General features: G+C 70.8%; 26 protein-coding genes. 15 read left to right on the top strand and 11 right to left on the bottom strand.

What is annotated here, in order from left to right:
* Window positions 1–107: 107 nt before the first annotated feature.
* A complete protein-coding gene (locus ACYVIP_RS20820) occupies window positions 108–1,214 on the bottom strand; it encodes a helix-turn-helix domain-containing protein (protein WP_460398782.1) in 1,107 nt (368 codons plus the stop codon).
* Window positions 1,215–1,295: 81 nt separating this feature from the next.
* Complete coding sequence (locus ACYVIP_RS20825; protein ID WP_460398784.1) at window positions 1,296–1,967, bottom strand: hypothetical protein; 672 nt, start codon at window positions 1,965–1,967, stop codon at window positions 1,296–1,298.
* Window positions 1,968–2,193: 226 nt separating this feature from the next.
* Between ACYVIP_RS20825 and ACYVIP_RS20830 the strand changes: the two genes are divergently transcribed.
* The 3 genes from ACYVIP_RS20830 (at window position 2,194) to ACYVIP_RS20840 (ending at window position 4,546) form a co-directional block, all read left to right on the top strand.
* Window positions 2,194–2,934, top strand: coding sequence for a hypothetical protein (locus ACYVIP_RS20830; protein WP_460398786.1), 741 nt, complete (start codon window positions 2,194–2,196; stop codon window positions 2,932–2,934).
* Window positions 2,935–3,018: 84 nt separating this feature from the next.
* On the top strand, window positions 3,019–3,702 hold the full coding sequence (locus tag ACYVIP_RS20835) for a DUF6529 family protein (protein ID WP_460398788.1): 684 nt from the start codon (window positions 3,019–3,021) through the stop codon (window positions 3,700–3,702).
* Window positions 3,703–3,730: 28 nt separating this feature from the next.
* On the top strand, window positions 3,731–4,546 hold the full coding sequence (locus ACYVIP_RS20840; RefSeq protein ID WP_460398790.1) for a Rieske (2Fe-2S) protein: 816 nt from the start codon (window positions 3,731–3,733) through the stop codon (window positions 4,544–4,546).
* A gap of 186 nt (window positions 4,547–4,732) precedes the next feature.
* Here ACYVIP_RS20840 and ACYVIP_RS20845 read toward each other — a convergent pair whose 3' ends face one another.
* Window positions 4,733–5,797: a GDSL-type esterase/lipase family protein gene (locus ACYVIP_RS20845; RefSeq protein ID WP_460398792.1), complete on the bottom strand. Its 1,065-nt coding sequence runs from the start codon at window positions 5,795–5,797 to the stop codon at window positions 4,733–4,735.
* Between the two features lie 63 nt (window positions 5,798–5,860).
* On the opposite strand from ACYVIP_RS20845, the gene ACYVIP_RS20850 reads away from it, so the two are divergent.
* On the top strand, window positions 5,861–6,268 hold the full coding sequence (locus tag ACYVIP_RS20850; protein ID WP_460398794.1) for a DUF6463 family protein: 408 nt from the start codon (window positions 5,861–5,863) through the stop codon (window positions 6,266–6,268).
* Between the two features lie 24 nt (window positions 6,269–6,292).
* Here the strand turns inward: ACYVIP_RS20850 and ACYVIP_RS20855 are convergent, their stop codons facing one another.
* Window positions 6,293–7,681, bottom strand: a complete 1,389-nt coding sequence (locus ACYVIP_RS20855) for a S28 family serine protease (protein ID WP_460398796.1) — start codon at window positions 7,679–7,681, stop codon at window positions 6,293–6,295.
* 181 nt (window positions 7,682–7,862) lie between these two features.
* Here ACYVIP_RS20855 and ACYVIP_RS20860 point away from each other — a divergent pair, with 181 nt between their 5' ends.
* Entirely contained in the window at window positions 7,863–8,690 is an 828-nt protein-coding gene (locus tag ACYVIP_RS20860) for an aldo/keto reductase (RefSeq protein ID WP_460398798.1), read from the top strand.
* 22 nt (window positions 8,691–8,712) lie between these two features.
* Here the strand turns inward: ACYVIP_RS20860 and ACYVIP_RS20865 are convergent, their stop codons facing one another.
* Window positions 8,713–10,125 carry a KamA family radical SAM protein gene (locus ACYVIP_RS20865; RefSeq protein WP_460398800.1) on the bottom strand — a complete coding sequence of 471 codons (1,413 nt, stop codon included), beginning with the start codon at window positions 10,123–10,125 and terminating at the stop codon, window positions 8,713–8,715.
* An 84-nt stretch (window positions 10,126–10,209) separates the two neighbouring features.
* Here ACYVIP_RS20865 and kdd point away from each other — a divergent pair, with 84 nt between their 5' ends.
* The 6 genes from kdd to ACYVIP_RS20895 all read left to right on the top strand — a co-directional run bounded on the left by kdd (window position 10,210) and on the right by ACYVIP_RS20895 (window position 17,649).
* On the top strand, window positions 10,210–11,241 hold the full coding sequence (gene kdd, locus ACYVIP_RS20870; protein ID WP_460398802.1) for an L-erythro-3,5-diaminohexanoate dehydrogenase: 1,032 nt from the start codon (window positions 10,210–10,212) through the stop codon (window positions 11,239–11,241).
* Window positions 11,238–12,671 (top strand): amidohydrolase, encoded by a 1,434-nt coding sequence (locus tag ACYVIP_RS20875; protein WP_460398804.1) that lies wholly within the window; start codon window positions 11,238–11,240, stop codon window positions 12,669–12,671. Before kdd ends, ACYVIP_RS20875 begins: the two co-directional genes overlap by 4 nt.
* Window positions 12,672–12,699: 28 nt before the next feature.
* Window positions 12,700–14,352 carry a lysine 5,6-aminomutase subunit alpha gene (kamD, locus tag ACYVIP_RS20880; protein ID WP_460398806.1) on the top strand — a complete coding sequence of 551 codons (1,653 nt, stop codon included), beginning with the start codon at window positions 12,700–12,702 and terminating at the stop codon, window positions 14,350–14,352.
* A complete protein-coding gene (gene kamE, locus ACYVIP_RS20885; protein WP_460398808.1) occupies window positions 14,349–15,110 on the top strand; it encodes a lysine 5,6-aminomutase subunit beta in 762 nt (253 codons plus the stop codon). Before kamD ends, kamE begins: the two co-directional genes overlap by 4 nt.
* Window positions 15,107–15,496, top strand: a complete 390-nt coding sequence (gene kal / locus ACYVIP_RS20890; RefSeq protein ID WP_460398810.1) for a 3-aminobutyryl-CoA ammonia lyase — start codon at window positions 15,107–15,109, stop codon at window positions 15,494–15,496. Before kamE ends, kal begins: the two co-directional genes overlap by 4 nt.
* A gap of 95 nt (window positions 15,497–15,591) precedes the next feature.
* A complete protein-coding gene (locus ACYVIP_RS20895; RefSeq protein ID WP_460398812.1) occupies window positions 15,592–17,649 on the top strand; it encodes an AMP-binding protein in 2,058 nt (685 codons plus the stop codon).
* Here the strand turns inward: ACYVIP_RS20895 and ACYVIP_RS20900 are convergent.
* Both ACYVIP_RS20900 and ACYVIP_RS20905 read right to left on the bottom strand, forming a co-directional pair.
* Complete coding sequence (locus tag ACYVIP_RS20900) at window positions 17,646–18,014, bottom strand: VOC family protein (protein ID WP_460398814.1); 369 nt, start codon at window positions 18,012–18,014, stop codon at window positions 17,646–17,648. The two genes, ACYVIP_RS20895 and ACYVIP_RS20900, sit on opposite strands and share 4 nt — an antisense overlap.
* Before the next feature lie 5 nt (window positions 18,015–18,019).
* A complete protein-coding gene (locus ACYVIP_RS20905) occupies window positions 18,020–18,469 on the bottom strand; it encodes a MarR family winged helix-turn-helix transcriptional regulator (protein ID WP_460398816.1) in 450 nt (149 codons plus the stop codon).
* Between the two features lie 43 nt (window positions 18,470–18,512).
* Between ACYVIP_RS20905 and ACYVIP_RS20910 the strand changes: the two genes are divergently transcribed.
* Window positions 18,513–18,893: a DUF5313 family protein gene (locus ACYVIP_RS20910; RefSeq protein ID WP_460398818.1), complete on the top strand. Its 381-nt coding sequence runs from the start codon at window positions 18,513–18,515 to the stop codon at window positions 18,891–18,893.
* A 52-nt stretch (window positions 18,894–18,945) separates the two neighbouring features.
* Here the strand turns inward: ACYVIP_RS20910 and ACYVIP_RS20915 are convergent, their stop codons facing one another.
* A complete protein-coding gene (locus ACYVIP_RS20915) occupies window positions 18,946–19,935 on the bottom strand; it encodes an inorganic phosphate transporter (protein WP_460398820.1) in 990 nt (329 codons plus the stop codon).
* A 3-nt stretch (window positions 19,936–19,938) separates the two neighbouring features.
* Window positions 19,939–20,559 carry a DUF47 domain-containing protein gene (locus ACYVIP_RS20920; RefSeq protein WP_460398822.1) on the bottom strand — a complete coding sequence of 207 codons (621 nt, stop codon included), beginning with the start codon at window positions 20,557–20,559 and terminating at the stop codon, window positions 19,939–19,941.
* An 833-nt stretch (window positions 20,560–21,392) separates the two neighbouring features.
* Between ACYVIP_RS20920 and lnt the strand changes: the two genes are divergently transcribed.
* Genes lnt through ACYVIP_RS20935 form a run of 3 tightly spaced genes read left to right on the top strand, consistent with a single transcriptional unit; the run spans window position 21,393 to window position 24,158 of the window.
* On the top strand, window positions 21,393–22,982 hold the full coding sequence (lnt, locus tag ACYVIP_RS20925; RefSeq protein WP_460398824.1) for an apolipoprotein N-acyltransferase: 1,590 nt from the start codon (window positions 21,393–21,395) through the stop codon (window positions 22,980–22,982).
* Window positions 22,983–23,040: 58 nt separating this feature from the next.
* Window positions 23,041–23,799, top strand: a complete 759-nt coding sequence (locus ACYVIP_RS20930) for a polyprenol monophosphomannose synthase (RefSeq protein WP_460398826.1) — start codon at window positions 23,041–23,043, stop codon at window positions 23,797–23,799.
* A complete protein-coding gene (locus ACYVIP_RS20935) occupies window positions 23,796–24,158 on the top strand; it encodes a hypothetical protein (RefSeq protein WP_460398828.1) in 363 nt (120 codons plus the stop codon). Before ACYVIP_RS20930 ends, ACYVIP_RS20935 begins: the two co-directional genes overlap by 4 nt.
* Before the next feature lie 71 nt (window positions 24,159–24,229).
* Here the strand turns inward: ACYVIP_RS20935 and ACYVIP_RS20940 are convergent, their stop codons facing one another.
* On the bottom strand, window positions 24,230–24,574 hold the full coding sequence (locus tag ACYVIP_RS20940; protein WP_460398830.1) for an RNA polymerase-binding protein RbpA: 345 nt from the start codon (window positions 24,572–24,574) through the stop codon (window positions 24,230–24,232).
* Window positions 24,575–24,817: 243 nt separating this feature from the next.
* On the bottom strand, window positions 24,818–25,552 hold the full coding sequence (locus ACYVIP_RS20945) for a thymidine kinase (protein ID WP_460399183.1): 735 nt from the start codon (window positions 25,550–25,552) through the stop codon (window positions 24,818–24,820).
* Between the last annotated feature and the right edge of the window lie 21 nt (window positions 25,553–25,573).

Here is a 25,573-nt window from a genome sequence, read left to right on the forward strand (position 1 = left end):
GTGGCGGCCAAAGGAACTCGTGGGTCTTCAGGCCCTGCCACATCAGGTCGTAGTACTCGGGCTTGAGTGACATGAGCACGCGCTCGTTGGGCACGTCACGTTCCTGCTTACTGCTCGTCGGTGCCGTGGATGAGGCGTAGTTGGGGTCTGCGGTCGGTGATGCCGATCAGCGCGCGCAGCCGGGGGAGTCCCAGGTGCAGGTTCGCGGCCAGGCGTGGCAGTGGCAGGCCGTGGGCGGCGGCCAGTTCGGCCGCGCGGGGCAACAGTTCCGGTTCCTCGCCGGGATAGTCGGCGCGGACCGGCTCGTCGGTGCGCCAGCCGAGCCGGGCCACCGTGGCCAGTATCCGGCGTACGGTCGAGTCGCCGTACACGCCGAGGTCCTTGCCTCGGTAGGCCAGCGCGGTCACCGAGACGCCGTAGCCGTCGGCGACGTTCTTGAGTGCGGCGACGTCGGCCGGTCGGGGTAGCCGGTCGGCGATCTCCCCTGCCGGCATCAGCAGTTCGGCGGCGAAGGTGTTGGCCTCGCGTTCGTGCTTGCCGGAGCCGGGCACGGGGTCGGGGTGCAGCAGCAGGTGACCGAGCTCGTGCGCGACGGAGAACCGCCTGCGCATCGGGTTTCCCTTGGGGGACAGGGCGATCATCGGCCGGCCGTGCAGCGCGGCGGAGAACGCGTCGATCGTCTCGGCGTCCACCGCCTCGGTTCGGGCGATCACGATGCCGCGGGCCTCCAGGTTGCGCACCAGGTGGACCACGGGGCCGGTGGGCAGGTGCCAGGCCTTGCGGGTCAGGCGGGCGGTGGTCGCCGGGTCGCCGGGGGGCATGCCGAGTGGCAGGCCGACGTCGACCGGCGGTAGTTCGATCACCCGGTCGAGCTGGTCGGTGATCTCCCAGAGCAGCTCGACGTGGGCCAGTGCCTGCTGGCGCTGCACGGCGGTGGTCGCGCGCAGTGATCGGAAGTGCGCGTGCGCGGTGTCCAGCCGCAGGTGGGGCCGACCGGTGGTGAAGAACCCGACCGGCAGGTCCAGTGCCCGCGCGCAGCGTTGGACGGTCTCCCCGCTTGGCCGGGACTGGCCGAGCTCGTACTGCGAGACCGCGGCCGCGGTGCGCTCGATGCGTTCGGCCAGCTCGCGCTTGCGCAGCCCGGCCAGTTCGCGCGCCATGGTGAGCCGCGCCGGCTCGAACGCCTGCGCGACGGCGACGGCATCCGAGATCACGACAAGGCTCCCTGCGGTCATGGCGGTACGGCTGGACCCATGGTGGTCCAGCACGGAGAGTGTCCCCACGCGGGTGACGGGTCAGTCGGTCGTGCCTGCTGGTCGCTGGAGTCGCGGCCGGATCGGCAGCACCGGCTCCGGCACGTCGAAGATCGTCGGGTCCAGCGGCCGTGCCTGCTGGGGCACGGTGACCGCGCCGAAACCCACGATGTCGAACAGGTTGGTCTTCCAGTCCCAGTCGATGCGGTTCTCGTACAGCTCGCCCTGCCCGATCCAGGCGCCGGTCAGCCCGGCGTCCTCGGTGCCCGACCAGATCAGGAACAGCAGCTGCCGCTCACCGAGCCAGATGTCGCGGCGGGACAGCAGCCCGGGATCGCCGTTGGTGGTCAGCAGGTCGCGGCGCAGGTCGCTGGCCTGGGCGAGCGAGCCGTCCGGCCCGGAGGCGACCTGCATCTGGTAGACGCCGACCTCGGGCAGCTTGAGCAGCACCGACTGGAACGCGGAGTCGACCTCCAGCGCCGGCAGGTCGGTGGTCAGCGATCCGGCGGTGCTGAGCAGGTACTGGTAGCGGTCGGTGCCGAAGCTGGTGTTGTTGCTCCAGCCGCCGCGGTGGTTGTCCCGGCGGTGGGGCTGCAGTTCGGCGGCGGCGTCGTGCGCGTCCTGGAGCCAGCGGCACAGGGCGGCGGCGAAGTCGGCGATCGGGGCCGGCCGCACGAGCGTGCCGAGCCGGTCCAGGTGGGCCGGGTCGTTCACCGCTGCCTCCTTGATCTCGAATCACGCAGTGCCTGCGCCACTTGATTCTGGCACCGGATTGTGCGCATCTGGTTGATACGCGCCCGGCGTGTCGCGGATCGGCCATGGGCCGGCACACCGCTCGCCGGAAACAGATTGAACCGATCCGATTACCGGCCCGTGTATCTGGCTGAGCGCGCTGTCGCTCATCGGAATTGGCAGGACGCGGGGACAAGGAGACGTTGTCATGGCAGTGCGAGGACCGCTGGTTACCGCCGTGGTCGTCATGGGTGGCCTCATCGGGATGATGACGGTCAACTCGGTCGGCGGTCTGGTGGTGGCCGGCGACAACGCCGAGCAGCCGCCCGCGGCCCGCGATGTGGCCGCCACCTCGACCGACACCGAGACGGCGCCGGAGACCACCGAGGTGCCGGAAACCACTGCGGTGGAGACCACCGCGCCGCAGACCACCGAGGTGCCGGCCGAGCCGCCGGCGGAGCAACCGCCCGCCGCCCAACAGTTCCCGGCCGAGGTGGTCTACGCCGGCAAGGTCGACCAGGGCCCGATGACGATCGCGGTGGCGATCAAGGGCGAGGAGGCCGCGGCGTACCTGTGTGACGGCGCGCAGGTCGAGTCGTGGCTGCAGGGCACCGCGAAGGACGGCCGTCTGGACCTGAAGTCCAAGAACGGCGCCAACCGCGTGGTGGCCACCCTCGATGGCAAGAACCTGGCCGGCACGGCGACGGTGGCGGGCAAGGAACTCAAGTTCAGCGCGCCGGTGGCCAAGGCGCCGGCCGGGGTGTACCGCGGCGAGGGCGCCGAGGCCACCATCGGCTGGATCGTCATGCCAGACGGCACCCAGGTCGGTATCGCCACCAGCAACGGCCGGTCGGAGCCCGCGCCGATGCTGAACCCGGCCAAGGGCGCGGTGACGGTGGACGGCAAGCGCGTCGAGGCGGACAAGGTCGCTGGGGACACCACGTTCTGAGCGGCATCAGCGGGAGACGATGAGGAGACGTGTGATGAACGGAGCGAGCGGTCCGACCAGGGACCTGGCAGGTAAGGGATCGTCGTGAGTACGCAGGACTTCGGGCCGGCCGGACCGGTACCCGACGCCGACGCGACCCAGCCGGTTCCGCAGCACTGGTCCCGGCCACCGGCGATGCCGACGACCTGGAACACCGGCGAGTGGGGCGTCGAGGAGGACGACGAGCCACCGCGGAGCAACTTCCGGCCGGTGCTGATCGCGTTGGCGATCGGGTCGCTGGTCTCGGTCGCCATCGGCGTGTACGGCGGGATGCACACCCCGACCAACCAGGGATTCAGCCTGGCGGGGTTCTCCTCCGGGCTGGCCGCGAAGACCTGGCTGGGCACCGTCGCGTTCGTGTTCGCGGTGGTGCAGGTGATCTCGTCGCTGGCCATGTGGGGCAGGTTGCCCGGCGTGCACGGCGATGGCCGGGTCGCCGGCATCCTGCACCGGTGGTCGGGGCGGCTGGCCGTGGTGGTGTCCCTCCCGGTGGCCGCGCACTGCCTGTACGCGTTGGGGTTTCAGGGTTTTGACACCCGCGTGCTGGTGCACTCGCTGCTCGGCTGCTTCTTCTACGGGATCTTCGTCTGCAAGATGATCGTGCTCACCAAGGACGACAAGCCCAACTGGACGCTCCCGGTGGTCGGCGGTGTCGTGTTCACCGCGCTCACCGGGCTGTGGCTGACCTCGTCCGTCTGGTTCTTCACCGAGTACGGCGTGACCTTCTGAAAAGACTTCTTCTGAGGCAGGGAGATCGATGAACGACAACACTCCGGTCCTGCCGAGGCGGACCGCGGTGGCCGGTACGGTCGCGGTGTGCGGCCTGGCCTCGGCGTGCGCGCGCTACGGCGGGCCGACCAGTCCGGCAGAGGCCGACGCGGGTGAGGACCCCGTCAAGGCCCCGCCGGGTGAGGTGCTCGGCCTGGCCAAGGACGTCCCGCTCGGCGGTGGCGTGATCTTCAAGGACAAGAAGGTCGTCGTCACCCAGCCGACCGAGGGGAAGTTCCAGGGCTTCTCCGCGGTGTGCACCCACCAGGGCTGCATCGTCAACGAGGTCACCGGCGGCACCATCAACTGTGACTGCCACGCCAGCAAGTTCGCCATCGCCGACGGCTCGGTGAGCGACGGCCCGGCACCGCTCGCGCTGCCGGCCGAGAAGATCACGGTCAACCCGGACGGGGAGATCGTGCTCGGCGACGCGGCGGCGGCACAGACCACCCCGGAGACCACCGCCGAGACCACCGACGCGCCGCCGGCCGAGCAGACCACCGAGGTCGAGGCACCCCCTGGGCTGGCCGCGACCGCGGACATCCCGGTCGGCGGCGGCAAGATCTTCGCCAAGGAGGAGGTGGTGGTCACCCAGCCGACCGAGGGTGAGTTCCGCGCCTTCTCCGCGGTGTGCACCCACCAGGGCTGCGTCGTGAACGCCATCAAGGGCGGCACGATCAACTGTGACTGTCACGGCAGCAAGTTCGCCGTGGCGGACGGGTCGGTGACCGCCGGCCCGGCGCCGACGGCGTTGGCCGAGCGCTCGATTCGGGTCAACGGCGACCAGATCTCCCTGACCAGCTGAGAACTCGTCGGGGTCCGCCAGGGTCGGTCGTGTCGGACTGGCACGACCGACCCCTTCAACGAGGTCGACCCGGACCGGGTCCTGGTAGCGCAGCCAGCGCGGCCGGCCCGTCGGTCGGGTCGACCTGATGGGGTACACCGGGCCGGCCGCGCCTGCCTCCGCGCGGCCGGCCCGGTGTCGTCCCCGCTACTGACCGGAGCTGGTGGCGGCGTGCAGGTCGCCGTTCTCGCCGGGCAGGCAGGCCGCCGCGCGGTCGGCGGTGGCCAGGAACTCACCGAGGCAGCGACCGAACTGGGCGTGCCCGTTCGCGTTGGGGTGGAAGGACTCCTGCAACGCGTGCGTGGCGCGGTCCTCGTGCTGCAGGTCGTCCCACTGCACGGCCAGGCGCCGGAACCACTCCCGGTCGGGATGCTCGGCCTGGGAGCAGGCCTCGCGGCCGGCGGCCGAGCGGGACAGGTCCAGGAACCGGGCGTCGACCTCGTCGGCGGCCTGCCGCACGCCGGTGGTGAGCGCGGGCACGGCGACGTCCTCGACCCAGCGCAGGTCCTCGGAGCGGAACGGGCAGCCGGACAGGTCCTGCAGCCCGTCGGCCACTCTCGGCGAGATCGGCGCGGCGTAGGACTGGACGACGAGTTGGTAGTCGTCCTCGGCGTAGCCGGCGTCGCCCATCACCGACCGCACGTCGGCCAGCGCCTCGGCGAGCTTGGTCGTCATCTTGTCGACCCGGTCGGACCACTGCGGGCCGATGGTCTCGCTGCACGGCTCGCCCCGGCCGGTCCACGCCTCGACGCAGGCGTTGAGCACGTGGGCGAAGGCCGGCTCGTCGTTGGCGCCCGCGCCGACGACCACCGCCACCACCCGTTCCCTGGTGGCGATCTCGCCGAGCTGGCCGGCCTGGGACGGTTCGGTGTACTGCTCGACGTCGCCGAGCCCGACCTGGGTGGAGGGGGCGCCGGAGCAGGCGAGGTTGTGCGCGCGGTCGATCGCGCGCATCCCGGTCTTGTTGATCAGGGCGTGCGGGGAGCGGTGGCACCAGTTGCCGTCCTCGCCGTCGGTGCCCCGCTCATAGTCGCCCGCGCCCTCGCCGGAGATGCTGCTGTCGCCCATCGCCACGAGCACCCGGGGCGCGTCCCTCGGCGGGCCGGGCGGGCGGGTCGGTTCGTCGGGTTGGGAGGCGACGAACACGAAGACACCGCAGAGCACAACAACGAGCGCGAGCGCGGTCCAGCCTCGCCATCCTGACGGTCGCATCGGGGTCGAGTCTAGAGACTCCCGCGGTGAGCGCCCGATCGCGGCGGTGGATCATGGGACACCGTGAGTACCGAGACACTGACCGGCAGGTCCCGCACGTTGACGATCTGGGCTGGCCGGTTGTTCGCCGCGGTGGCGGTCATGCACCTGGCGTTCTTCCTCGTCGGCTCCGTGGACTTCCTGGCCGACTGGGCACCCGGCGGGCCGTTGTGGACCACGGTGTCGCCGGGTGAGCCGTTGCCCCAGGCGCTGGCCTACTTCTGGCAGTCGATCGGCAGCTTCGCGGTGCCGACGTTGCTGCTGGGGCTGCTGCTGGCGGGGTTCGCCAAGCAGGGGCGCGCGTTGCCGGCGTATGTCACCTGGACGTTGGCCGGCTGGACGGTGGTGTGCGCGGTGATCGTGCTGCCGTCGGGGCTGCCGCTGTTGGTGCTGGCGTCGGTGTTGCTGGTGGTGGCCGGGCGGCGCCGCTGACCGGTGGCGCCGCCCGGCCTTCGGTCACAGTGGGCGGCGCAGGTTCCTCGGGTCGCGCTGGTCGAGGGCGTCCAGTTCCGCGGACCGCTGGCGGGCGGCCGGGGCGCTGACCCCGGCCCAGCGCAGCAGCGTGCTGGTGGCCGCGGCCCGGTCGGCCGGGGTGAGCAGCTCGATGTCGGCGCCGTGGTTGGCGCCCGGCGCGGTGTAGGTGTGGGTGTCCTGGCCGCCGGGGTGGAACGGCTCGGCACCCCACGGGTCGTTGCCGCCGTAGACGAACAGCAGCTGGCTGGCGTCGCGGCGGACCCACTTGTCCACGTCGGTCATCGGCCACGGGTCGTGTCGGGAGCGCAGTTCGGCCGGCAGGCTGGAGTTGGCCACGTAGAGGTTCGGGTAGCGCACCAGGTCCTTGAGGTAGCGGAACGTGGGCTGCGGCCAGCCGAGCTGGGTGGCGGCCTGGTAGTAGTAGGGCGCGTAGGGGGTGATGCCCTCGTCGGCGTAGAAGGCGAAGCCGGCCACCGCGTCGATGAACTCGAAGATCTCGTCGGTGGTGGCGTCCCTGGACGGCACGGTGTCGCAGTTGGGTTCGCCGGAGTACTGCCAGAAGGCCCATTCGACGTCGAGCACGGTCATCTCGAAGGCCTTGTCGGTCGAGCCGAAGACCTCCTCGAAGGTCAGGCCGTTGGCCTTGGCGTAGGCGTCGTAGCGGTTGACCAGGTCGGTGCGCCTGCTCAGGGCCTCGTGTTGCAGGGTGCGCAGCGCGGTGCGGCAGGCGGGGGTGGCACCCACGGTGTCGAGGAACTCGTCGTAGGCGGTGTCCTCGCGGTTGTTGGCGTCGTTGGGGGTGACGTAGGCGACCACGCCGTCGACGTCGCGGGGGTAGAACCGGCGGTGGTAGATCGAGGTCATGCCGCCCTTGCTCGCGCCGGTGGAGATCCAGGACGCGGTGTAGAGGGGTTTGAGCGCCTGCACGATCCGGTGGTGGTCGCTCGCGGCCTGCCGGATGTCGAGCTTGCTCCAGTCGGCCGGGTCGGGACGCGACGGGGTGAAGAAGCGCTGTTCGACCGAGATCTGGTTGGCGTCCAGCAGCGCGGTCGGCTCCGCGCGGAAGGCGTACTCGGGCATGTCGTAGCCGGTGGTGTGCAGGACCATGGGGCGGTCCTGCGCGCGGTGGAGCAGTTGGAAGCGCTGCTCGAAGGTGCGCCCGGCGGGGTTGGAGTGGTCGACGGGCTGGCGGTAGGTGAGGAGGAAGAAGCGGTAGCCGGCGGGCGCGGGCTGCTCGGCGGTGACCGTGACGCCGGGCAGGGCCTCGAGGCGGTCAGCGAGGTCGGCGGCGGGCCCGGCGGTCGCGGGCGCGCTCACCCCGATCAGGCTCGCGGCCAGCGCCGGCAGGATCACGGCCACAGCCGTTCTCATACGGATGGGTACCACGCCACACTCCTAGGTCACATTCGGTTGCTCACCGTGTACGACTGCCGGAGAGAGTGTTCACCAGGGAGTACCGGAAGTGGTACCCCGAGATGACGGCACTTCGGAGCGTGTGCGTGCCATCACCCATCGCGTGGCCGGATTTCCTGGGCTGGATACGGGTACCTCCGTGGGCATGATTCCCAACGTGTCCCTGAACAACGGGGTGCTGATGCCCCAGCTGGGGTTCGGCGTGTTCCAGGTGCCGAACGAGGTGACCCGAGAGGCGGTGTCCGAGGCGTTGCGGGCCGGGTACCGCGCCGTGGACACCGCGACGCTCTACGGCAACGAGCAGGGAGTGGGCGCGGCGCTGCGGGACTCGGGGGTGGCGCGGGCCGACGTGTTCGTGACGACCAAGCTGTGGAACGACGACCAGGGGTACGACTCGACGCTGCGCGCGTTCGACACCAGCGCGCGGCTGTTGGGGGTCGACTTCCTGGACCTGTACCTGATCCACTGGCCGGCGCCGTCGATGGACCGGTACGTGGAGTCCTGGCGGGCGCTGGGCACGTTGCTGGCCGACGGGCGGGTGCGGGCGATCGGGGTGTCCAACTTCCAGCCGGCACACCTGCGGCGGCTGGTCGAGGAGACCGGGACGGTGCCCGCGGTCAACCAGATCGAGCTGCATCCCTACCTGCGGCAGGCGGAGCTGCGGGAGTTGCACGAGATGCTGGGGGTGGTGACCGAGGCGTGGAGCCCGCTGGCCAAGGGCGGTGACCTGCTGGCCGATCCGGTGATCGCCGCGCTGGCGGCCAGGCATGGGCGGACCCCGGCGCAGGTGGTGCTGCGCTGGCATGTGCAGCTGGGCAACGTGGTGATCCCGAAGTCGGTGACGCCGGCACGGATGCGGGAGAACCTGGACGTGTTCGGCTTCGCGTTGACCGACGAGGAGCTGGCCGAGGTGCACGCCCTGGACCGGGGTCTGCGCACCGGCCCAGACCCCGACCACTTCGGCTGACGCGCGGGTTACTCGGTGCGGGTTACTCGGTGGTGGACTGGTTCTCGGCCCACCAGGTGCGGCCCGACCTGGGCAGGGTGGCGATCGGGTCGTAGTAGGGGTAACGGCGGCTCAACGCGTCCGGGTCGTCGCGCTCGATGCCGGTGCGGTAGTTCTTCGTCCAGTAGGAGACGCCGTGTTCCCGGTCGTAGTCGGTGAGCTGGTGGACCCAGCGCTTGCCGACGTAGGGCACGTCGCAGATGATCCGCGGGGTCGCGTAGCCGGGCAGGTAACCCATGATCGCGTGCTGCAGCTGCTGGGCCTCCCACACCGCCACCCGCCAGTGCTCGGCGTTGGGGATCATGTCGCACATGTAGAAGTAGTACGGCAGGATGTTCGCCTCGCCCTGCAGCGCGAAGCACAGGTCGAGCAGGTCGTCGGGGGTCGCGTTCACACCGCGCATCAGCACGCCCTGGTTGCGCACGTCGCGCACGCCGACCTCCAGCGCCGTCCGCGCGGCCTCGGCGACCAGCGGGGTCACCGACTGCGCGTGGTTGACGTGGGTGTGGATGGCCAGGTTGACCCCTCGGCGCCCGGCGGTCCTGGCGACCCGCTCCAGGCCCTCCACGACCTTGGGCTGCAGCCAGTGCTGGGGCAGCCCGGCGAGCGCCTTGGTGGCCAGCCGGATGTCGCGCACGGTCTCGATGTCCAGCAGCCGCATCAGGAACGCCTCGAGCTGGTGCCACGGCACGTTGGCCACGTCCCCGCCGGAGACCACCACATCCCGAACGCCGGGCGTGGCGCGCAGGTAGGCGATCATCTGGTCCTGGCGGTCCACCGGCTTGAGCGTCAGCTTGTGCTTGTCGACCTGCTGGGTGGAGTTGCCGACCAGGTCCATCCGGGTGCAGTGTCCGCAGTACTGCGGACAGGTGGACAGCAGCTCGGCGAGCACCTTGGTCGGGTAGCGGTGGGTCAGCCCCTCCACCACCCACATCTCGGCCTCGTGCAGGGAGTCCCTGGTCGAGTACGGATGGTTGGGCCAGTGCGGATCGCGGTCGCTGGCGACCGGGAGCATGTAGCGGCGAATCGGGTCGGCCAGGAAGGCCTTGGTGAACGAGCCGTCGACCGTGGGCGCCATGGTGTTGAGCATCTGCGGGGGCAGCAGCATCGACATCGTGGCGTGGCTTTTCTGGTCCTCGAGCAGGTCGTCGTAGAACGACTCCTCTAGCAGATCGCCGGCCACGGCGCGGAGTTGCTTGAGGTTCTTCACACAGTGCACGCGCTGCCACTGAGCGTCGCGCCACTGGGCGTCGGTGATCTCGCGCCAGCCTGGGAAGCGGCGCCAGTCCGGCTCCACCAGCTCCTGGCGCCGGTACTCATACGGTTGCCGCACGGTCTCGTCGACTGCTTCGGAGACCGTCGTGGCGGCGGTGGTCAGGTGCTGCGACGCCGTCATCTGTTCTCCTCGACGCTAGAGTCACGTAAAGATATGCTGTCGGAAGCTATTATAGACGTAAATTCTGCGGAAGCTGGAGGTCGCGTGTCTTCTTCGGCGTACGGGCTGCACCGGGTGGTGGAACCGGCCGGTGTGCTCCCGCAGCAAGCGTGGCGGCTCTCCAGCGACACTCGCCTGTATCCCGATGAGGTCCTGGTCGAGGTCAGCCGGCTGAACCTGGACGCCGCCTCCTACCGTCAGCTGCGCGAGCAGCACGGCACCCCGGACGCGGTCCGGCGGGCGGTGCTGGCGATCATCGAAGACCGCGGCAAAATGCACAATCCGGTCACCGGCTCGGGCGGCATGCTGCTCGGCACCGTCCGCGAGGTCGGCCCGGAGTCACCGCTGGGCCTGCGGGTGGGTGACCGGATCGCGACCTTGGTGTCGCTGACGCTCACGCCGCTGCGGATCGAGGACGGGCTGGCCGACTGGTCCGGTGAGGGTGAACAGGTCCCCTGCCGGGGCACCGCCGTGCTGTTCGGCCGGTCGATCGCCGCGACGCTGCCCGCCGACCTGCCCGCGGAGCTGGCGTTGTCGGTGCTGGACGTGTGCGGCGCGCCCGCGCTCACCGACCGGGTGGTCCGCTCGGCCGGCCCGTCCCCCTCGGTGCTGGTCCTGGGCGGTGGCGGCAAGTCGGGCAGCCTGTCGCTGGCCGCGGCGCGCCGGGCGGGGGCCGAACGCCTGGTCGCGCTGGTGCCCACCGCGCGGGAGGCCGACGACGTGCTCGCCGCTGGCCTGGCCGACGAGGTCGTGCTCGCCGACGCACGGGACCCGCTGGCCGTCGCCGACGCCGTGGGCACCCCGGTGGACGTGACCGTGGTGTGTGTGGATGTGCCGGGCTGCGAGCACGGCGCGGTGCTGGCCACCGCCGACGGCGGCACGATCGTGTTCTTCTCGATGGCCACCTCCTTCTCCTCGGCCGCGCTCGGCGCCGAGGGGCTAGCCGCGGACGTGCGGATGCTGATCGGCAACGGCTACGTGCCAGGGCACGCCGAGTTCGCCATGGACCTGCTGCGCGCCGAGCCCGGGGTGCGTGAGCTGTTCGAGCGCCGCGAGCGGCACACTTCCCGGACATGACGACCCTGTTCACCGGCGCCCGCGTGCACGACTCCACGGCGACCGCGTTCACCGTGGCCGGTGGGCTGATCACCTGGCTTGGCCGGGACTATCCCGGCCGGGTCGCCACCACGGTCGAGTTGGCCGGCGCGCGGGTGACCCCGGCGTTCGTCGACGCCCACGTGCACGCCACCGCCGCCGGCCTGCTGCGCACCGGCCTGGACCTGACCGGTGCGACCTCTGTCGGCGACGTGTTGGACGCCGTGCGTGACCGGGCCGCCGACGGGACCCCGCTGTGGGGGCACGGCTGGGACGAGACCGCGTGGCCGGGCCACCGCCCGCCGACCCGCGCCGAGCTCGACGCGGCCGCCGGAGCCACCCCGGTCTATCTCTCGCGGGTGGACGTGCACTCCGCGCTGGTGAGCACCGCGCTGGTGGCACTGGCGCCGGCCGCGCGCACCGCCACCGGCTGGTCGGCCGACGGGCCGCTCACCCAGGACGCCCACCACCACGTCCGCGGCGCGGCCCGCGCCGGTCTGACCGTCGAGCAGCGCCGCGCGGCCCAGCTGGCGTTCCTCACGCACGCGGCGTCGATGGGGGTGGTCAGCGTGCACGAGTGCGGCGGCCCGGACATCGCCGGCCGCGACGACTTCCACGAGCTCATGGCGCTCGACTCGCCGGTCGAGGTGGTCGGCTACTGGGGTGAGCGCGGGGTGTACCTGCCGGCGGCCCGTGGCCTGGCGGGTGACCTGTTCGTCGACGGCGCCCTCGGCTCCCGCACCGCGGCGCTGCACCGGCCCTACGCCGACGCCCCGCACACCAGCGGCGCCCGTTACCTGCGTGCCGAACAGATCGCCACGCACCTGATCGACTGCACCGACGCCGGGGTCCAGGCCGGGTTCCACGTCATCGGGGACGCGGCGGTGACCGAGGTCGTGGTGGGGTTCCAGCGCGCGGAGAAGGTCGTGGGGGAGCGGGCGCTCGGCGAGGCCCGCCACCGGCTGGAGCACCTGGAGATGATCACCGAGGAGCAGGCGGCCGAGCTGGCGCGCTTCCGGGTGGTCGCCTCGGTGCAGCCGTTGTTCGACGCCGCCTGGGGCGGGTCGGCGGGCATGTACGCCGCGCGGCTTGGCGAGCGCGCGGCCGCGCTGAACCCGTTCGCGATGCTGGCGGCCGCGGGTCTGACGTTGGCGTTCGGCTCGGACGCGCCGGTCACCCGGGTCGACCCGCTGGCCACGGTCCACGCCGCGGTGCACCACCGCACCCCGGGTTCGGGGATCAGCGAGGCGGCCGCGTTCGCCGCGCACACCGCGGGCGGGCGGATCGCGGCCGGGGACGCCTGGACCGGCGAGCTGACGCCCGGCGCACCGGCGACCTTCGCCGTCTGGCGGGACGACACCTGTCTGCGTACGGTCCGCGACGGACACACGATTTTTGAAGACGGCGGATGAGCGGAGCGACCATGAACAGAGTGATTTGATGGCGTTGCTGGATCTTGATCCCGAGGTGGTCGCCACCGCGCGCCGGCTCGCCGCGCGGGCGGCCGAGCCGGTGGTGGCGATCGCCAAGGCGCACACCACGGTCTCGGTGGAGCGGGCGACGCTGCGCCTGGCCGGCATCACCGGCGCGGACACCGGGCACCGGGCCGGTGACGTGCCGTGGGTCAACCGCGTGGTCGACACGGTCCGCGAGCAGTGCGGGCTGGAGCACGGCGTGGTGCTGCCGGCGTTCCACGCGTTGCGCGAGCACAACCTCGCTACGCTGACCGACCTGGCCGAGGCCACCGCCGCCGGCCAGGTCCAGTACCGGGTGCCGACCGGCCGGGACGCCACCCGGGCGGCGAAGACCGGGTCGACGGCGGTCGCGCGCGGGCTGCGCACGGTGGACCGCAACCGCGCCACCCGCGACCGGCTGATCACCAGACACGGCGACCCGCCCCAGCGGCCGTGGATCTACCTGATCGTCGCGACCGGGGACATCGACGAGGACGTGGTGCAGGCCGCGAACGCCGCGCGGGCGGGCGCGGACATCATCGCCGTGATCCGCTCGACCGGACAGTCCCTTTTGGACTATGTGCCGGAAGGCGCGACCCACCACGGGTTCGCCGGCACCTACGCCACCCAGGAGAACTTTCGGATCATGCGCGCGGCGATGGACGAGGTGTCCAAAGAGGTCGGTCGCTACATCCGGGTGACCAACTACGCCTCCGGGTTGTGCATGCCCGAGATCGCGGTGCTCGCCGGCCTGCAGCGGCTGGACATGATGCTCAACGACTCCATGTACGGCATCCTGTTCCGCGACATCAACCCGATCCGCACGTTCGTCGACCAGCGGTTCTCCCGGCAGGTGCACGCCCGCGCCGGGATCATCATCAACACCGGCGAGGACAACTACCTGACCACCGCCGACGCGGTCGAGGCCGCGCACACGGTCACCGTGTCCCAGTTGCTGAACGAGCGTTTCGCGCACGAGGCCGGGCTGCCCGACGAGCTGCTGGGTCTGGGGCACGCGTTCGAGATCAACCCGGCGGTGCCCGAGTCGTTCCGGCTGGAGCTCGCGCACGCGTTGTTGGCCAGGGAGCTGTTCCCGGACGCGCCGCTGAAGTGGATGCCGCCGACCAAGCACATGACCGGTGACGTGTGGAAGGGCTATCTGCTCGACGGGTTCTTCAACCTGGCGGGTGTCCTCACCGGACAGTCGATCCTGTTGGTGGGCATGATGACCGAGGCGGTGGTGACGCCGTTCCTGTCCGACCGGGACCTGGCGTTGGCGAACGTGCGGTACGTGTTGGACGCGGCCGCCGGGCTGCGCGAGGACTTCCGGCCCGCACCAGGCGGGTTGATCGTCAAGCGGGCCCACCAGGTGCTCGGCGAGGCGGTCGACCTGCTGGACCGGGTCGTGCGCGACGGGTTGCTGACCGCGATCGCGCAGGGCACGTTCGGGCTGATGAAACGCCCCCCGGACGCGGGCAAGGGCGCCGACGGCGTGGTGGAGAAGGCCGACGGCTACCGCAATCCGGCTGCTGATTTGCTTGAGCCAGGAGCGGGAGCGACGGAGCGTGCGGCGTCTGGACTGACGAGCGCGCGCAGGCGCGCCAGCGCCGAGCACGTGAGGAGGGAAGACGGCGCATGAGCGGAGGAGCGGGAGCGACCAGAAAACACAGCCATGTGCGGCCTTATGGGGACACGACCGGTGACGGCATGGTGCAGGTGTCGTTCACATTGCCGGTCGCGCCTGGGCCCAGGGCCGAAGGTGCCGCGCTGCAGTTGGCCACCAAGATGGGCATCGAGCCGGCGATGGTGGTGCACTCCCACGGCATCGGCACGGAGTTCACGTTCTTCGTCGTCTACGGGTCGGCCACGCACATCGTGGATCTGGACGCGGTGACCGTGGTGGAGCGGGAGTATCCGCTGCTGTCGCCGACCGAGGTCAACGGCGCGGTGCGCAAGTCGTTGCGGCGCAAGCTGGTGGTGGTCGGCGGCTGTATCGGCACCGACGCGCACACCGTGGGCATCGACGCGATCCTGAACGTGAAGGGGTTCGCCGGGGAGAAGGGCCTGGAGTACTACCGGGAGCTGCGGGTGATCAACCTCGGCGCGCAGGTGAGCGTGCCGGAGCTGGTGAAGCGGTCGCGCGCGGAGAAGGCGGACGCGGTGTTGGTCTCCCAGGTGGTCACCCAACGCGACGCGCATCTGCTCAACACCCGCGAGATGTCCGCGGCCTTCCGGGAGGCGATGGGCGACCGGCGTCCGGTGCTGATCGCCGGCGGGCCGCGGTTCGATCCGAGGATGGCCGGCGAGCTGGGGGTGGACCGGGTGTTCGGCCGGGGCACCACGCCCGGCGAGGTCGCCTCCTATCTGGTGCACGCGATGAAGGGAAGTACGGCGTGAGTCGTGAGGTCGGGTTCTCGGTGACGCACCGCAGGTATGTGCCCTACGCGCACGCGCACTACGGCGGCAACCTGGTCGACGGGGCCTACGGGCTGGCGCTGTTCGGTGACGTGGCGACGGACCTGTCGATCCACACCGACGGCGACGAGAGCCTGCTGGCCGGCTACTCCGGGGTCGAGTTCCTGGCGCCCATCCAGGCCGGTGACGTGGTCGAGGTGACCGCGACGCTGACCCGTGTCGGCAACCGGTCGCGCGACATCGCGTTCGAGGCCAGGGTGGTGTGCCGGGCCGCGCCCGAGCGCGGGCCGTCGGCGGCCGAGGTGCTGAGCCCACCGCTGGTCGCGACCCGCGCGAGCGCGACGGTGGTGGTCCCGGACCCGCACTGAACCGGTCCACATCGCGGGAGGCGACTCTTGCTCCGAATGGAGCACACTGCTAGGAAAACTAGCTTCGGGTGTTCGCTGGCGAACGGAGGGGGCTCGTGCCGACGGACCTGGTCGAGGTGGCGGAAGTCCTGGCGCACCCGTGCGACCGGGTCTGGGCGGTGCTGTCGGACCTGGAGGCCCTGCCGCGGTTCGTGCGTGAACTGAGCTGGGCCGAGCGCGTCGGCCACGCCCACACCGGCACCGGCAGCCGCTACGAGCTGCGGTTGTGCGCCGCGGGCGGGCCGGTGTACCGCAACGACGTCGAGATCCTGGTGCACCGCCCGCCGGAACATCTGGTGGCGGTGAGCCCGCAGTGGCCGGGCGGGCACGTGGCGGTGCGGCTGGCCGAGCTCGACCCCGGCCGCTGCGAGCTGCGGCTGACGATCTCGCTGCCGGGGATCCAGCCGCCGACGATCCTCACCGCGGGCTGGCTGCGCAAGTGTGCCCGCCGGGCGATCGGGCTGATCGACGGGCACCTGTCCGCCACCCCGCTGACCACCTCCCGCTCCCGGCTGGACCAGACCGCGCGCAACCAGTCGCAGCTGGCGGTGGCCAAGGTGCTCACCCGCGCCGGGGTGCTCACCCCCGGCCGCCCCGACCGGGTGCTCAAACAGCTCAACGCGCTGGCCAAGTGGGGTGCCACGGTTGCCGGCGGCTACCAGGCGGCGCTCGCGCGGGTGCCGGACAGCGAGGCGATCGCCGACGACCTCGGGGTGCTGACCTTCGCCAACGTCGACGCCCGCACCAACCGGTTGGCCAACGCGTTACGCGAGTTGGGGGTGCGGCAGGGCCGCCGGGTGGCGCTCATGTGCCGCAACCACGGCGCGCTGGTGGAGTCGCTGATCGCCTGCGGCAAGCTCGGCGCGCACAGCCTGCTGCTGAACACCGGCCTGTCCGCGGCGCAGGTCACCGACGCGGTGCACAGCCACCGGCCGGCGGCGATCCTGCTCGACGACGAGTTCCTGCACCTGACCAACGCGCTGCCGGCGGCGTTACCGAAGATCCTGACGTGGGGCGAGGGTGAGCCGACGCTGGACGGGCTGCTCGACGAGGCCTCGCCGGCCAAGGTTCGGCCACCGGACGCGGCCGGCAAGATCATCGTGCTGACGTCGGGGACGACGAGCAACCCCAAGGGCGCCCGGCGCCGCAACCCGCACGGCCTGCGCACGGCGGCCGCGGTGCTGTCCCGGATCCCGCTGCGGGAGGGTGAGCGGATGCTGGTGGCCGCGCCGCTGTTCCACACCTGGGGGCTGGCGGCGATGCAGCTCGGTATGCCGTTGCACGCGAAGTTGGTGCTGGCGCGGCGGTTCGACGCGGAGGCGACGCTGGAGCTGGTGGAGCGGCACCGGTGCACGTCGCTGTTCGCGGTGCCGATCATGTTGCAGCGCATCATGGATCTGCCGCGCGAGGTGCGTCGTGCCTTCGACACCTCGTCGTTGCGGGTGGTGGCCAGCAGTGGCTCGGCGATGTCGGCGCGGTTCGTCACCGCGTTCATGGACGAGTTCGGCGACGTGCTCTACAACCTGTACGGCTCGACCGAGGTGTCGTGGGCGAGCATCGCCGACCCGGCCGACCTGCGGGCCGCGCCCACCACGGCGGGGCGCTGCCCGATCGGCACCCGGGTGGGCATCCTGGACGCCGACGGGCACGCGGTGCCGCCGGGCGGGGTCGGGCGGATCTGTGTCGGCAACGACATGCTGTTCGAGGGCTACACCGGGGGCGGCACCAACCGGCGCTACGACGACCTGATGGTCACCGGCGACCGGGGCTACCTGGACGCCGACGGCCGGCTGTTCGTCAGCGGCCGGGACGACGACATGATCATCTCCGGTGGGGAGAACGTGTTCCCGCGTCCGGTGGAGGAGCTGTTGATGACGCTGCCGGAGGTGGCCGACGTCGCGGTGGTGGGGGTGGCGGATCGGGAGTTCGGGCAGCGGTTCGCCGCGTATGTCGCGGTCCGTCCTGGCGTGACGCTGACCGCGGCGATGGTGCGCGACTACGTGCACACCAACCTGCCCCGGTTCGCGGTGCCGCGCGACGTGGTGTTCGTCGACGCCCTGCCCCGCAACGCGACCGGCAAGGTCATGCGCCGGTTGCTGGTGGCCGACGGTTAGCCGGTGGGGTGGCTGCTGGTGTCGATGACGCAGAAGCGGTTGCCCTCCGGGTCGGCGAGCACGGTGAAGTCGGCGTCGGGCGGGTAGTCGGTCCAGTCGACCCGGCTCGCGCCCAGGGCCAGCAGCCGGTCGATCTCGGCGTTCGGGGTGGTGGTGTAGAGGTCGAGGTGGACGCGTGGCCGGGGCTGCACGGGGGTCTGGCTGGTGCCAAGGGACAGCCCGGGGCCGGTGCCCTCGCGGGGGCGCAGTACGACCCAGTCCGGTTCCGGCTGGTCGCGGGGAATGTAGTCCAGGGCCTGGGTCCAGAACCGCAGCGCGCGCTGGAGGTCCTCGACGCCGAGCACCACCGATCCGACGGTCAGCATGTCCTTCAGTGTGGGCGGGTGGCGTCGATGACGCGCGACAGGGTGGCGTGCAGCGCCTCCAGTTCGGCCAGGTTCATGCCGAGCTGTTCGGCCACACGGTAGGGGATCTTCTCCGCCTCGGCGCGCAGCGCGCGGCCGGCGTCGGTGAGCTCGACGGCGAGTTGGCGTTCGTCGGTGACCGCCCGGCGGCGGACCAGGTAGCCGAGGGCCTCGAGCCGTTTGAGCATGGGGGACAGGGTGGCCGGGTCGTGGCGCAGGGTCAGGCCGATGTCGCGCACCGAGCGCGGCGAGGACTCCCACAGCGCGAGCATCACCAGGTACTGGGGGTGGGTCAGGCCGTGGGGTTCGAGCAGCGGGCGGTAGATCGCGATGACGCTGCGGGAGGCGACCGACAGCGCGAAGCAGACCTGCCGGTCCAGGGCCAGCGGGTCGTCGCCGAGATCGAGCTGTTCCATACCTCACCCTAATAGTTAGCGTACTAAATGTTAGTGTAGCAACATGGCTGAACGACCGAACCCGATCCAGTGGCTGCGGTACGCCGTCGGCGGCCGGCTGCCGGAGTCGTTGCACGCGTGGGTGCTCGCCGACGTCAGCGCGCGGAGCTGGGTCTGGCGGCATGTGGCGCGGATGGGCGTGCTGGTGGTCCCGCTCGCGGCGGCCTGCCTGCTGGTGCCCGGCCCGCTCGGGCTGCGCCTGGCGATGGCGCTGTTGCTGGTGATCGTCGGCGCGTACTTCTCCCTGTCGTACGTGGAGGAGAGCTGCGACATGCGGGCAGTCAAGCACGGGCACGCGCCGGGCGCGGCCAAGGCCATCCGCGCGGCCCGCACCGAGGACGCCGAAGCCAACCTCCGCGCCCGCTACAACGCCACCTACCGCTAGCGCCCGTCGGCCCGCTGGCGAAACGCAGCGAAGGGACCCTTCGCTGCGGTCGTCACAGCAGGTTGACCACGCCGTAGGCGAGGGCGGCGATGGTGGCGGCGGCTGGGGCGGTGAGTACCCAGCCGATCGCGATGTCGCCGGCCACCGACCAGCGCACCGCCGAGCGCCGGGTGGTCGCCCCGACGCCCATCACCGCCGAGGTCATCACGTGCGTGGTGGACACCGGCGCGGCGAACACGAACGCGGTCAGGTACAGCACCGAGGACGCCGAGACCTCCGCCGCGAAGCCGTGCGCCGGGGTGAGGTTGAAGATCCGCCGCCCGAGGGTGCGCATGATCCGCAGGCCGCCCGACCAGGTGCCGGCCGCGAGCGCGGTGGCGCACAGCAGGATCACCCAGAACGGGACCGTGTAGTCGTCCTGGTGGCCGGTGATGACCAGCGCGAGCACGATCACGCCCATGCTCTTCTGCGCGTCCTGCAGCCCGTGGCCCAGCGCCAGGCCGGAGGCGGACACGATCTGCGCGCGGCGCAGCCACCGGCCGGCGGCGTGCGCGTTGGCGTTGCGGAACAGCCACAGCATGCCCAGCATCACCAGGTAGCCGAGGGTGAGCCCGACCAGCGGCGAGAGCACCATCGGGATGGCGACCTTGGTCAGCACGCCCGACCAGTGCACCTGGGTCGCCGAGACCAGCGCCGCGCCGACCAGCCCGCCGATCAGGGCGTGGGACGACGAGGAGGGCAGCCCGAAGTACCAGGTGGTGATGTTCCACAGGATGGCGCCGATCAGCGCGGCGCCGACCACCATCAGCCCGTCCTCGCCGGCGGGGGTGGCGATCACCCCACTGGCGACGGTGACCGCGACGCCGGTGCCGGCCAGCGCGCCGATGAGGTTCATCACCGCCGCCAGGCCCAGCGCGCCGCGCAGCGACAGCGCGCGGGTGGACACGGCGCTGGCGATGGCGTTGGCGGCGTCGTGGAAGCCGTTGGTGTAGTCGAACGCCGTGACCAGCGCGATGATCAGGATGAGCGCGAGGATCTCCACCGCTCAGGACTCTTTGACCGCGATGCTGTGCACGACGTCGGCCACGTGCTCGAACGCGTCGGCCGCCGACTCGAGCTGGTCGATGATCTCCTTGAGCTTCATCACCGTCAGCGGGTCGAGCTCGCCGCTGAACAGGTAGGTCAGCAGCCGGCGGTAGACCTGGTCGGCCTCGTTCTCCAGCTCGTTGATCCTGACCCAGTAGTCGGTCAGGTGCCGCAGGGTCGCCAGCCGGGGCATCGCGGCCGCGGTGAGCCGGGCCATCTGCTCGAGTAACTCCGCCTGCACCCGCACCCCGTCGGGCAGCGCGTCGGGGTTGTAGAGCGTGGCGAGGTCGACGGCGGCGTCCATGTAGTCGATCACGTCGTCGAGCCGGACGGCGAGCCGGTAGATGTCCTCCCGGTCGAACGGGGTGATGAACGACCGGTCGAGCTGCTCGATGATGTCGTGGGTGGCGTCATCGCCGGCGTGCTCGGCGTCGTGCATCCGTTTGGCCAGGTCAGCGCGGGCTTCGGTCGGTGCGGTCACGAACTCGCGCAGTACCTCGACCGCCGAGGCGATGTTGGTCCCGGCCACGCTGAACAGCTCGAAGAACCGGGTGTCCCGGGGCTTGAGTCGCAGGCGCATCGACGCCCTCCCTCCGATGATCGTCGGCAGCAGTATGGCCGTACGTCATCGGGGAGAAACCTCCAGTACACCCTCCGTTCGTCTGTCCGGGGGACCGCGCGCCGGCCCGGGGTGGCGTTCGAGGCCGGGGGAAACAAATCATCTTGGCCGGGAAATCCGAGCTATTCGATATTGTGAGGACCTACCAGGCCGGTCGTGGGAGATTCTTCGGAGAAGTGGCTCCAGTAGTTCTCCAGCGGTTCGAGTGGCCGTGCCGCCAGCATTGGATATTGGACGCTTTTCCCAGGTGGCGACACGTCCACACGACCGGTTCGGCGGACGTCAACCACAGCCGCAGGATCCGCCACAACATCCACTGTTGCCACAACCGCCGCATCCACAGTTACAGCCACCACGCATAGTGACCACTCCTTTGTGAGGTTGCCTCCGTTCAGCTGACAGTACTCCCTAATGACCTTGTATTGAAGGATCCTTATTGGCATGAGCGGCGAACTGACTCCCGGGGTTATATCTGGCTACGTGGACGCTGACTGTCAGTGGATATACAGCGTGTGGAATGGGTCTGAATGGGTGGATGTCGGCCGTAGTCGGGCGGCCGCGCTGGAGGCGGCCGCCCGCATTCCCCAACCCCGGCGTCCGCGCGACTGAAATCGATCGTCCACAGTGGACTGAATGGTCACCGTTCGGCCCACGTGCCGATTTGCCGCGCCCGACCCCACGTCCACCCCGCCACCAGCCGCGACCCCTCGCACAGGCATGCGAAACCCGTCCCGGTGGGCGCACCGGGCGTCGGGGTGACGTGGAGTCAACAATCGAGGCCGTACGCTGGCGAGGTGGTCGCCCCCGCTGTCTCGCCGGAACCTCCGGCGCTGTCCGACGAACCGGACCAACCCCAGCCGCGCCGAAGCGCCCTGCTCGCGGTGCTCGGCCGGTCGGCGCTCGCCGGCTCGGCCGGCGTGCTGCTGTACCTGTCCGCGCCGCCGCGCACCCTCTGGTGGCTCGCGCCGCTGGCGTTCGCGCTGCTGGCCGCGGTCGTGTACGGCCGCCGCGCGCGGGCGGGCTTCGGCTACGCGCTGTGCTTCGGCCTCGGCTACATGGTCCCGCTGCTGGCCTGGACCGGGGAGTTCGTCGGACCGGTGGCCTGGCTGCCGCTGAGCCTGACCGAGGCGCTGCTGGTGGCGCTGTCGGGGGCCGCGCTGACCGTGGTCATGACGCTGCCGGCGTGGCCGGTCTGGGGCGCGCTGCTGTGGGTGGCGGGCGAGGCGCTGCGCTCGGTGTTCCCCTTCGGCGGGTTCCCGTGGGGCAACGTCGCGTTCACCCAGCCCGAGGGCGTCTACCTGCCGCTGGCCACGGTCGCCGGCACCGGGCTGATCGCCTTCGCCGTCGTGCTCACCGGCTTCGGCGCCGCCGCGCTGGTCCGGCGGTTGGTGGTGGACCGGCAGCGTACTTTCCGTGAGGTCCTCGCGCCTGCGCTGGCCATGGTGGTGCCGATCGCGGCCGCGTTCGGCGCGCTGCCGCTGGTAGGCACGGACGCCAACGACGGCACCGCGGTGGTGGCGGTGGTGCAGGGCAACGTGCCGCGCGCCGGGCTGGACTTCAACTCCCAGCGCCGGGCCGTGCTCGACAACCACGTCGAACGCACCGAACGGCTCGCGCGCGATGTCGCCGCCGGCCGCGCCGAGCAGCCCGACCTGGTGATCTGGCCGGAGAACTCCTCGGACATCGACCCCTACCGCAACGCCGACGCCTGGGCGGGCATCGAGCGGGCCGCGCAGGCCATCGACGCGCCGATCGCGGTGGGCTCGGTGCTGATCGGCGACGACGACCTGCCGCGCAACACCGTGCTGCTCTGGGACCCCGAGCGCGGGCCGATCGAGCAGTACACCAAGCGCCAGCTGCAGCCCTTCGGCGAGACCATGCCGTGGCGGCCGTTCTTCCGGATCTTCACCTCGGCGGTCGACCGCGCGGGCCGGTTCGTGCCGGGTGAGCGGCCGGTGGTCTTCGACATGGCCAACGCCAGGGTTGGCCTGGCCACCTGCTACGAGGTGGCGTTCAACGGCGTGGTGCGTGAGTCGGTGGCGGGCACCAACCTGCTGGCCGTGCCGACCAACAACGCCACCTTCGGCCACTCGGACATGACCTACCAGCAGCTGGCCATGGACCGGGTGCGCGCGGTGGAGCACGGTCGCAGCGTGATCGTGGCGGCCACCAGCGGGGTGAGCGCGTTCGTGCACCCCGACGGCTCGGTCAGCCAGCAGACCGACCTGTTCACCGACGCGGCTCCGGTCGAGCGGGTCGCGCTACGGTCAACGACTACGCTGTCCGATCGACTCGGTTCGAGCCCGGAGTGGGTCATGTCGCTCGCCGGACTCGCCGCGCTGGCCGCCGCGATCGTCATCCGGCGCCGCGCACGCGCCAGGTAGCCAGGACACGCAGGACAACACCCCGGCGCGCCCGCGCCGGCAAGGAGGAGAACGACGTATGGCAGACCAGCTCGAGCCGGTGCTGGTGGTGGTCCCGACCTACAACGAGCGGGACAATATCGAACCGATCGTCACCCGGTTGCACGCCGCGCTGCCCAAGGCGCACGTCCTGGTGGTCGACGACGGCAGCCCCGACGGCACCGGCGAGATCGCCGACGAGCTGGCCAAGGCCGACTCCGCCGGCCGGGTCCACGTGCTGCACCGCACGGAGAAGAACGGCCTCGGCGCGGCCTACGTCGCCGGCTTCACCTGGGGCCTGGAACGCGACTACGCCGTGCTGGTGGAGATGGACGCCGACGGCTCCCACGCCCCGGAGGACCTGCCCCGGCTGCTGGACGCGCTCAACGACGCCGACCTGGTGATCGGGTCGCGCTGGGTGGCTGGCGGGAAGATCGTCAACTGGCCGCTGCAGCGCCAGTTCATCTCCCGCTGCGGGAACTTCTACTCCCGGATGGCGCTGGGCGCGAAGGTCAAGGACATCACCGCCGGCTTCCGCGCCTACCGCCGCGAGGCGCTGGAGAAGCTGCGCATCGACAACGTCGCCTCGCAGGGCTACTGCTTCCAGATCGACCTGGGCTGGCGCACCATCGAAGCCGGCTTCACCGTGGTCGAGGTGCCGATCACGTTCACCGAACGCGAACGCGGCCAGTCGAAGATGAGCGGCGACATCATCCGCGAGGCCCTCATCCGAGTGACCAAGTGGGGCCTGCGCCGCCGGGGCAACCAACTCCGGTCGCTGTTCGCCAAGCGGCCGTGACGCACGCGGTCGACCCGGCCGACTGGCACTGGGGCGAAGAGCTGGACGCGGTGGTCGCCGCGCCGAACTCTCACCGGGTCGTGTTCGAGAACGAACACGTTCGAGTGCTCGAAGTCACCCTGGCACCCGGAGCACACGAGCCCGACCACACCCACCGCTGGCCGAGCGTGATGATGACCGACCAACGCGCCCGGATCCGCTACCGGATCGGCGACCAGGTGACCTTCGAGTCACCCGACCCACTGCCGCCGCGCGCCGAGCTGGCCGGCAGCTGGAACCCGCCGGAGGGCCCGCACTCGGTGGAGAACATCGACACCGTGCCCCTGCACTCCCTGCGCGTCGAGTTCAAGAACGTCTGATCACAGCCCTGCTCAACGCCGAATGCCCCGGCTGGGACGGGTCCCGGTCGGGGCATTCGGGTGGCGCGGGGTCAGGCTGAGCGGCTGCGCCGCACCTTCAGCTCCTGCAGGCGCTCGGCCAGCAGGTCCTCCAGCTCGGGGATGCTGCGGCGTTCGAGCAGCATGTCCCAGTGCGTCCGTGGCGGCTTGACCTTCTTGGTCTCCGGCTCGGTGCCGTCGATGAGCTTGGAGGTGGTGCCGTGCAGTCGACACTCCCACATCGACGGCACGTCGGCGTCGTCCGAGAAGGGGACCTCGAACTCGTGGTCCTTCGGGCAGGCGTAACGGATGGTTCGGCGTGGTGCCAGATCGTGATTGCGGTCGGTCTCGTAGCTGACCGCGCCAAGTCGGCTTCCACGGAGTACACGGTCGGCCATCGCGACGTCCTTTCGTTCGGCTCCCGCTCCAGCTGGAGCCAGGGTCATGCTTACCAAGAGCAACGCCCGGACGCAGCGATTCGTTCCCGCGTGCCGCAACCGGTTGCTCAGGGTGACCTACAGAATCCCGCCAAATCAAGTTTCCACCGAAAAGACATGACTTAAACCAGTTCGTGACGCGCGCGTCTCAGTATCGTTCGTCTCCATCGCCCACTTGGGGGATCGGCCTGGGCGAGTTGGCCCTCACGTCAGCTGGAGCTGACCGTGCGCGGCGACACTGGGCCCCAGGTCACCCAGTCTAAAGTGCCGCCGACACAGCACCTGATAACGCACTGTAGTCGAGGCGGCCGCAGAGTGAAGATCACGTTCCGTATCGTCGGTGTCGGCCACGAGCACGGTGTCCCCGGCGCGCACGACGTCCCCGTCCCACACTCGCGCGTTGAACCTGGCCGGCAGCCCACACCAGCACAGCACGTCCACCTGGACCGGCTGCAGCTCGTCGGCCAACTCGAACAGCCGCCGCGACCCGGGGAACAGCCGGCTGCGGAAGTCGGTGGCGATGCCGAAGCAGTACACGTCGACCTGCACGTCGTCGGCCAGCTCGGCCAGCTGGTCGACCTGCTCGGGGGACAGGAACTGCGCCTCGTCGACGATCACGTAGTCGACCCGGGTGCCGCCGGCCCACGTGGCCCGCACCAGGTCCCGCAGGTCCACCCCGACCCGCACCTCGATCGCGGTCCGGGTGATCCCGATCCGGCTGCTGATCTGCGGCTTGCCCGACCGGTCCCGGTGCACCAGCAGCAGCCCTCTTCGCCCCTGCCGCGCCTGGTTGTGGTCGACCTGCAGGGCCAGCGTCGACTTCCCGCAGTCCATCGGGCCGTAGTAGAAGCGCAGGTGGCCCACCACGGGCACGGCGCGGCGCGACCCGGCGGCGGGCACCGAGGACAGTGCGTCGGTCGGATCAGCGAGGTTCGGCATCGGCTCCACGCCCGGACCCTA

The organism is Actinophytocola sediminis (assembly GCF_054779715.1).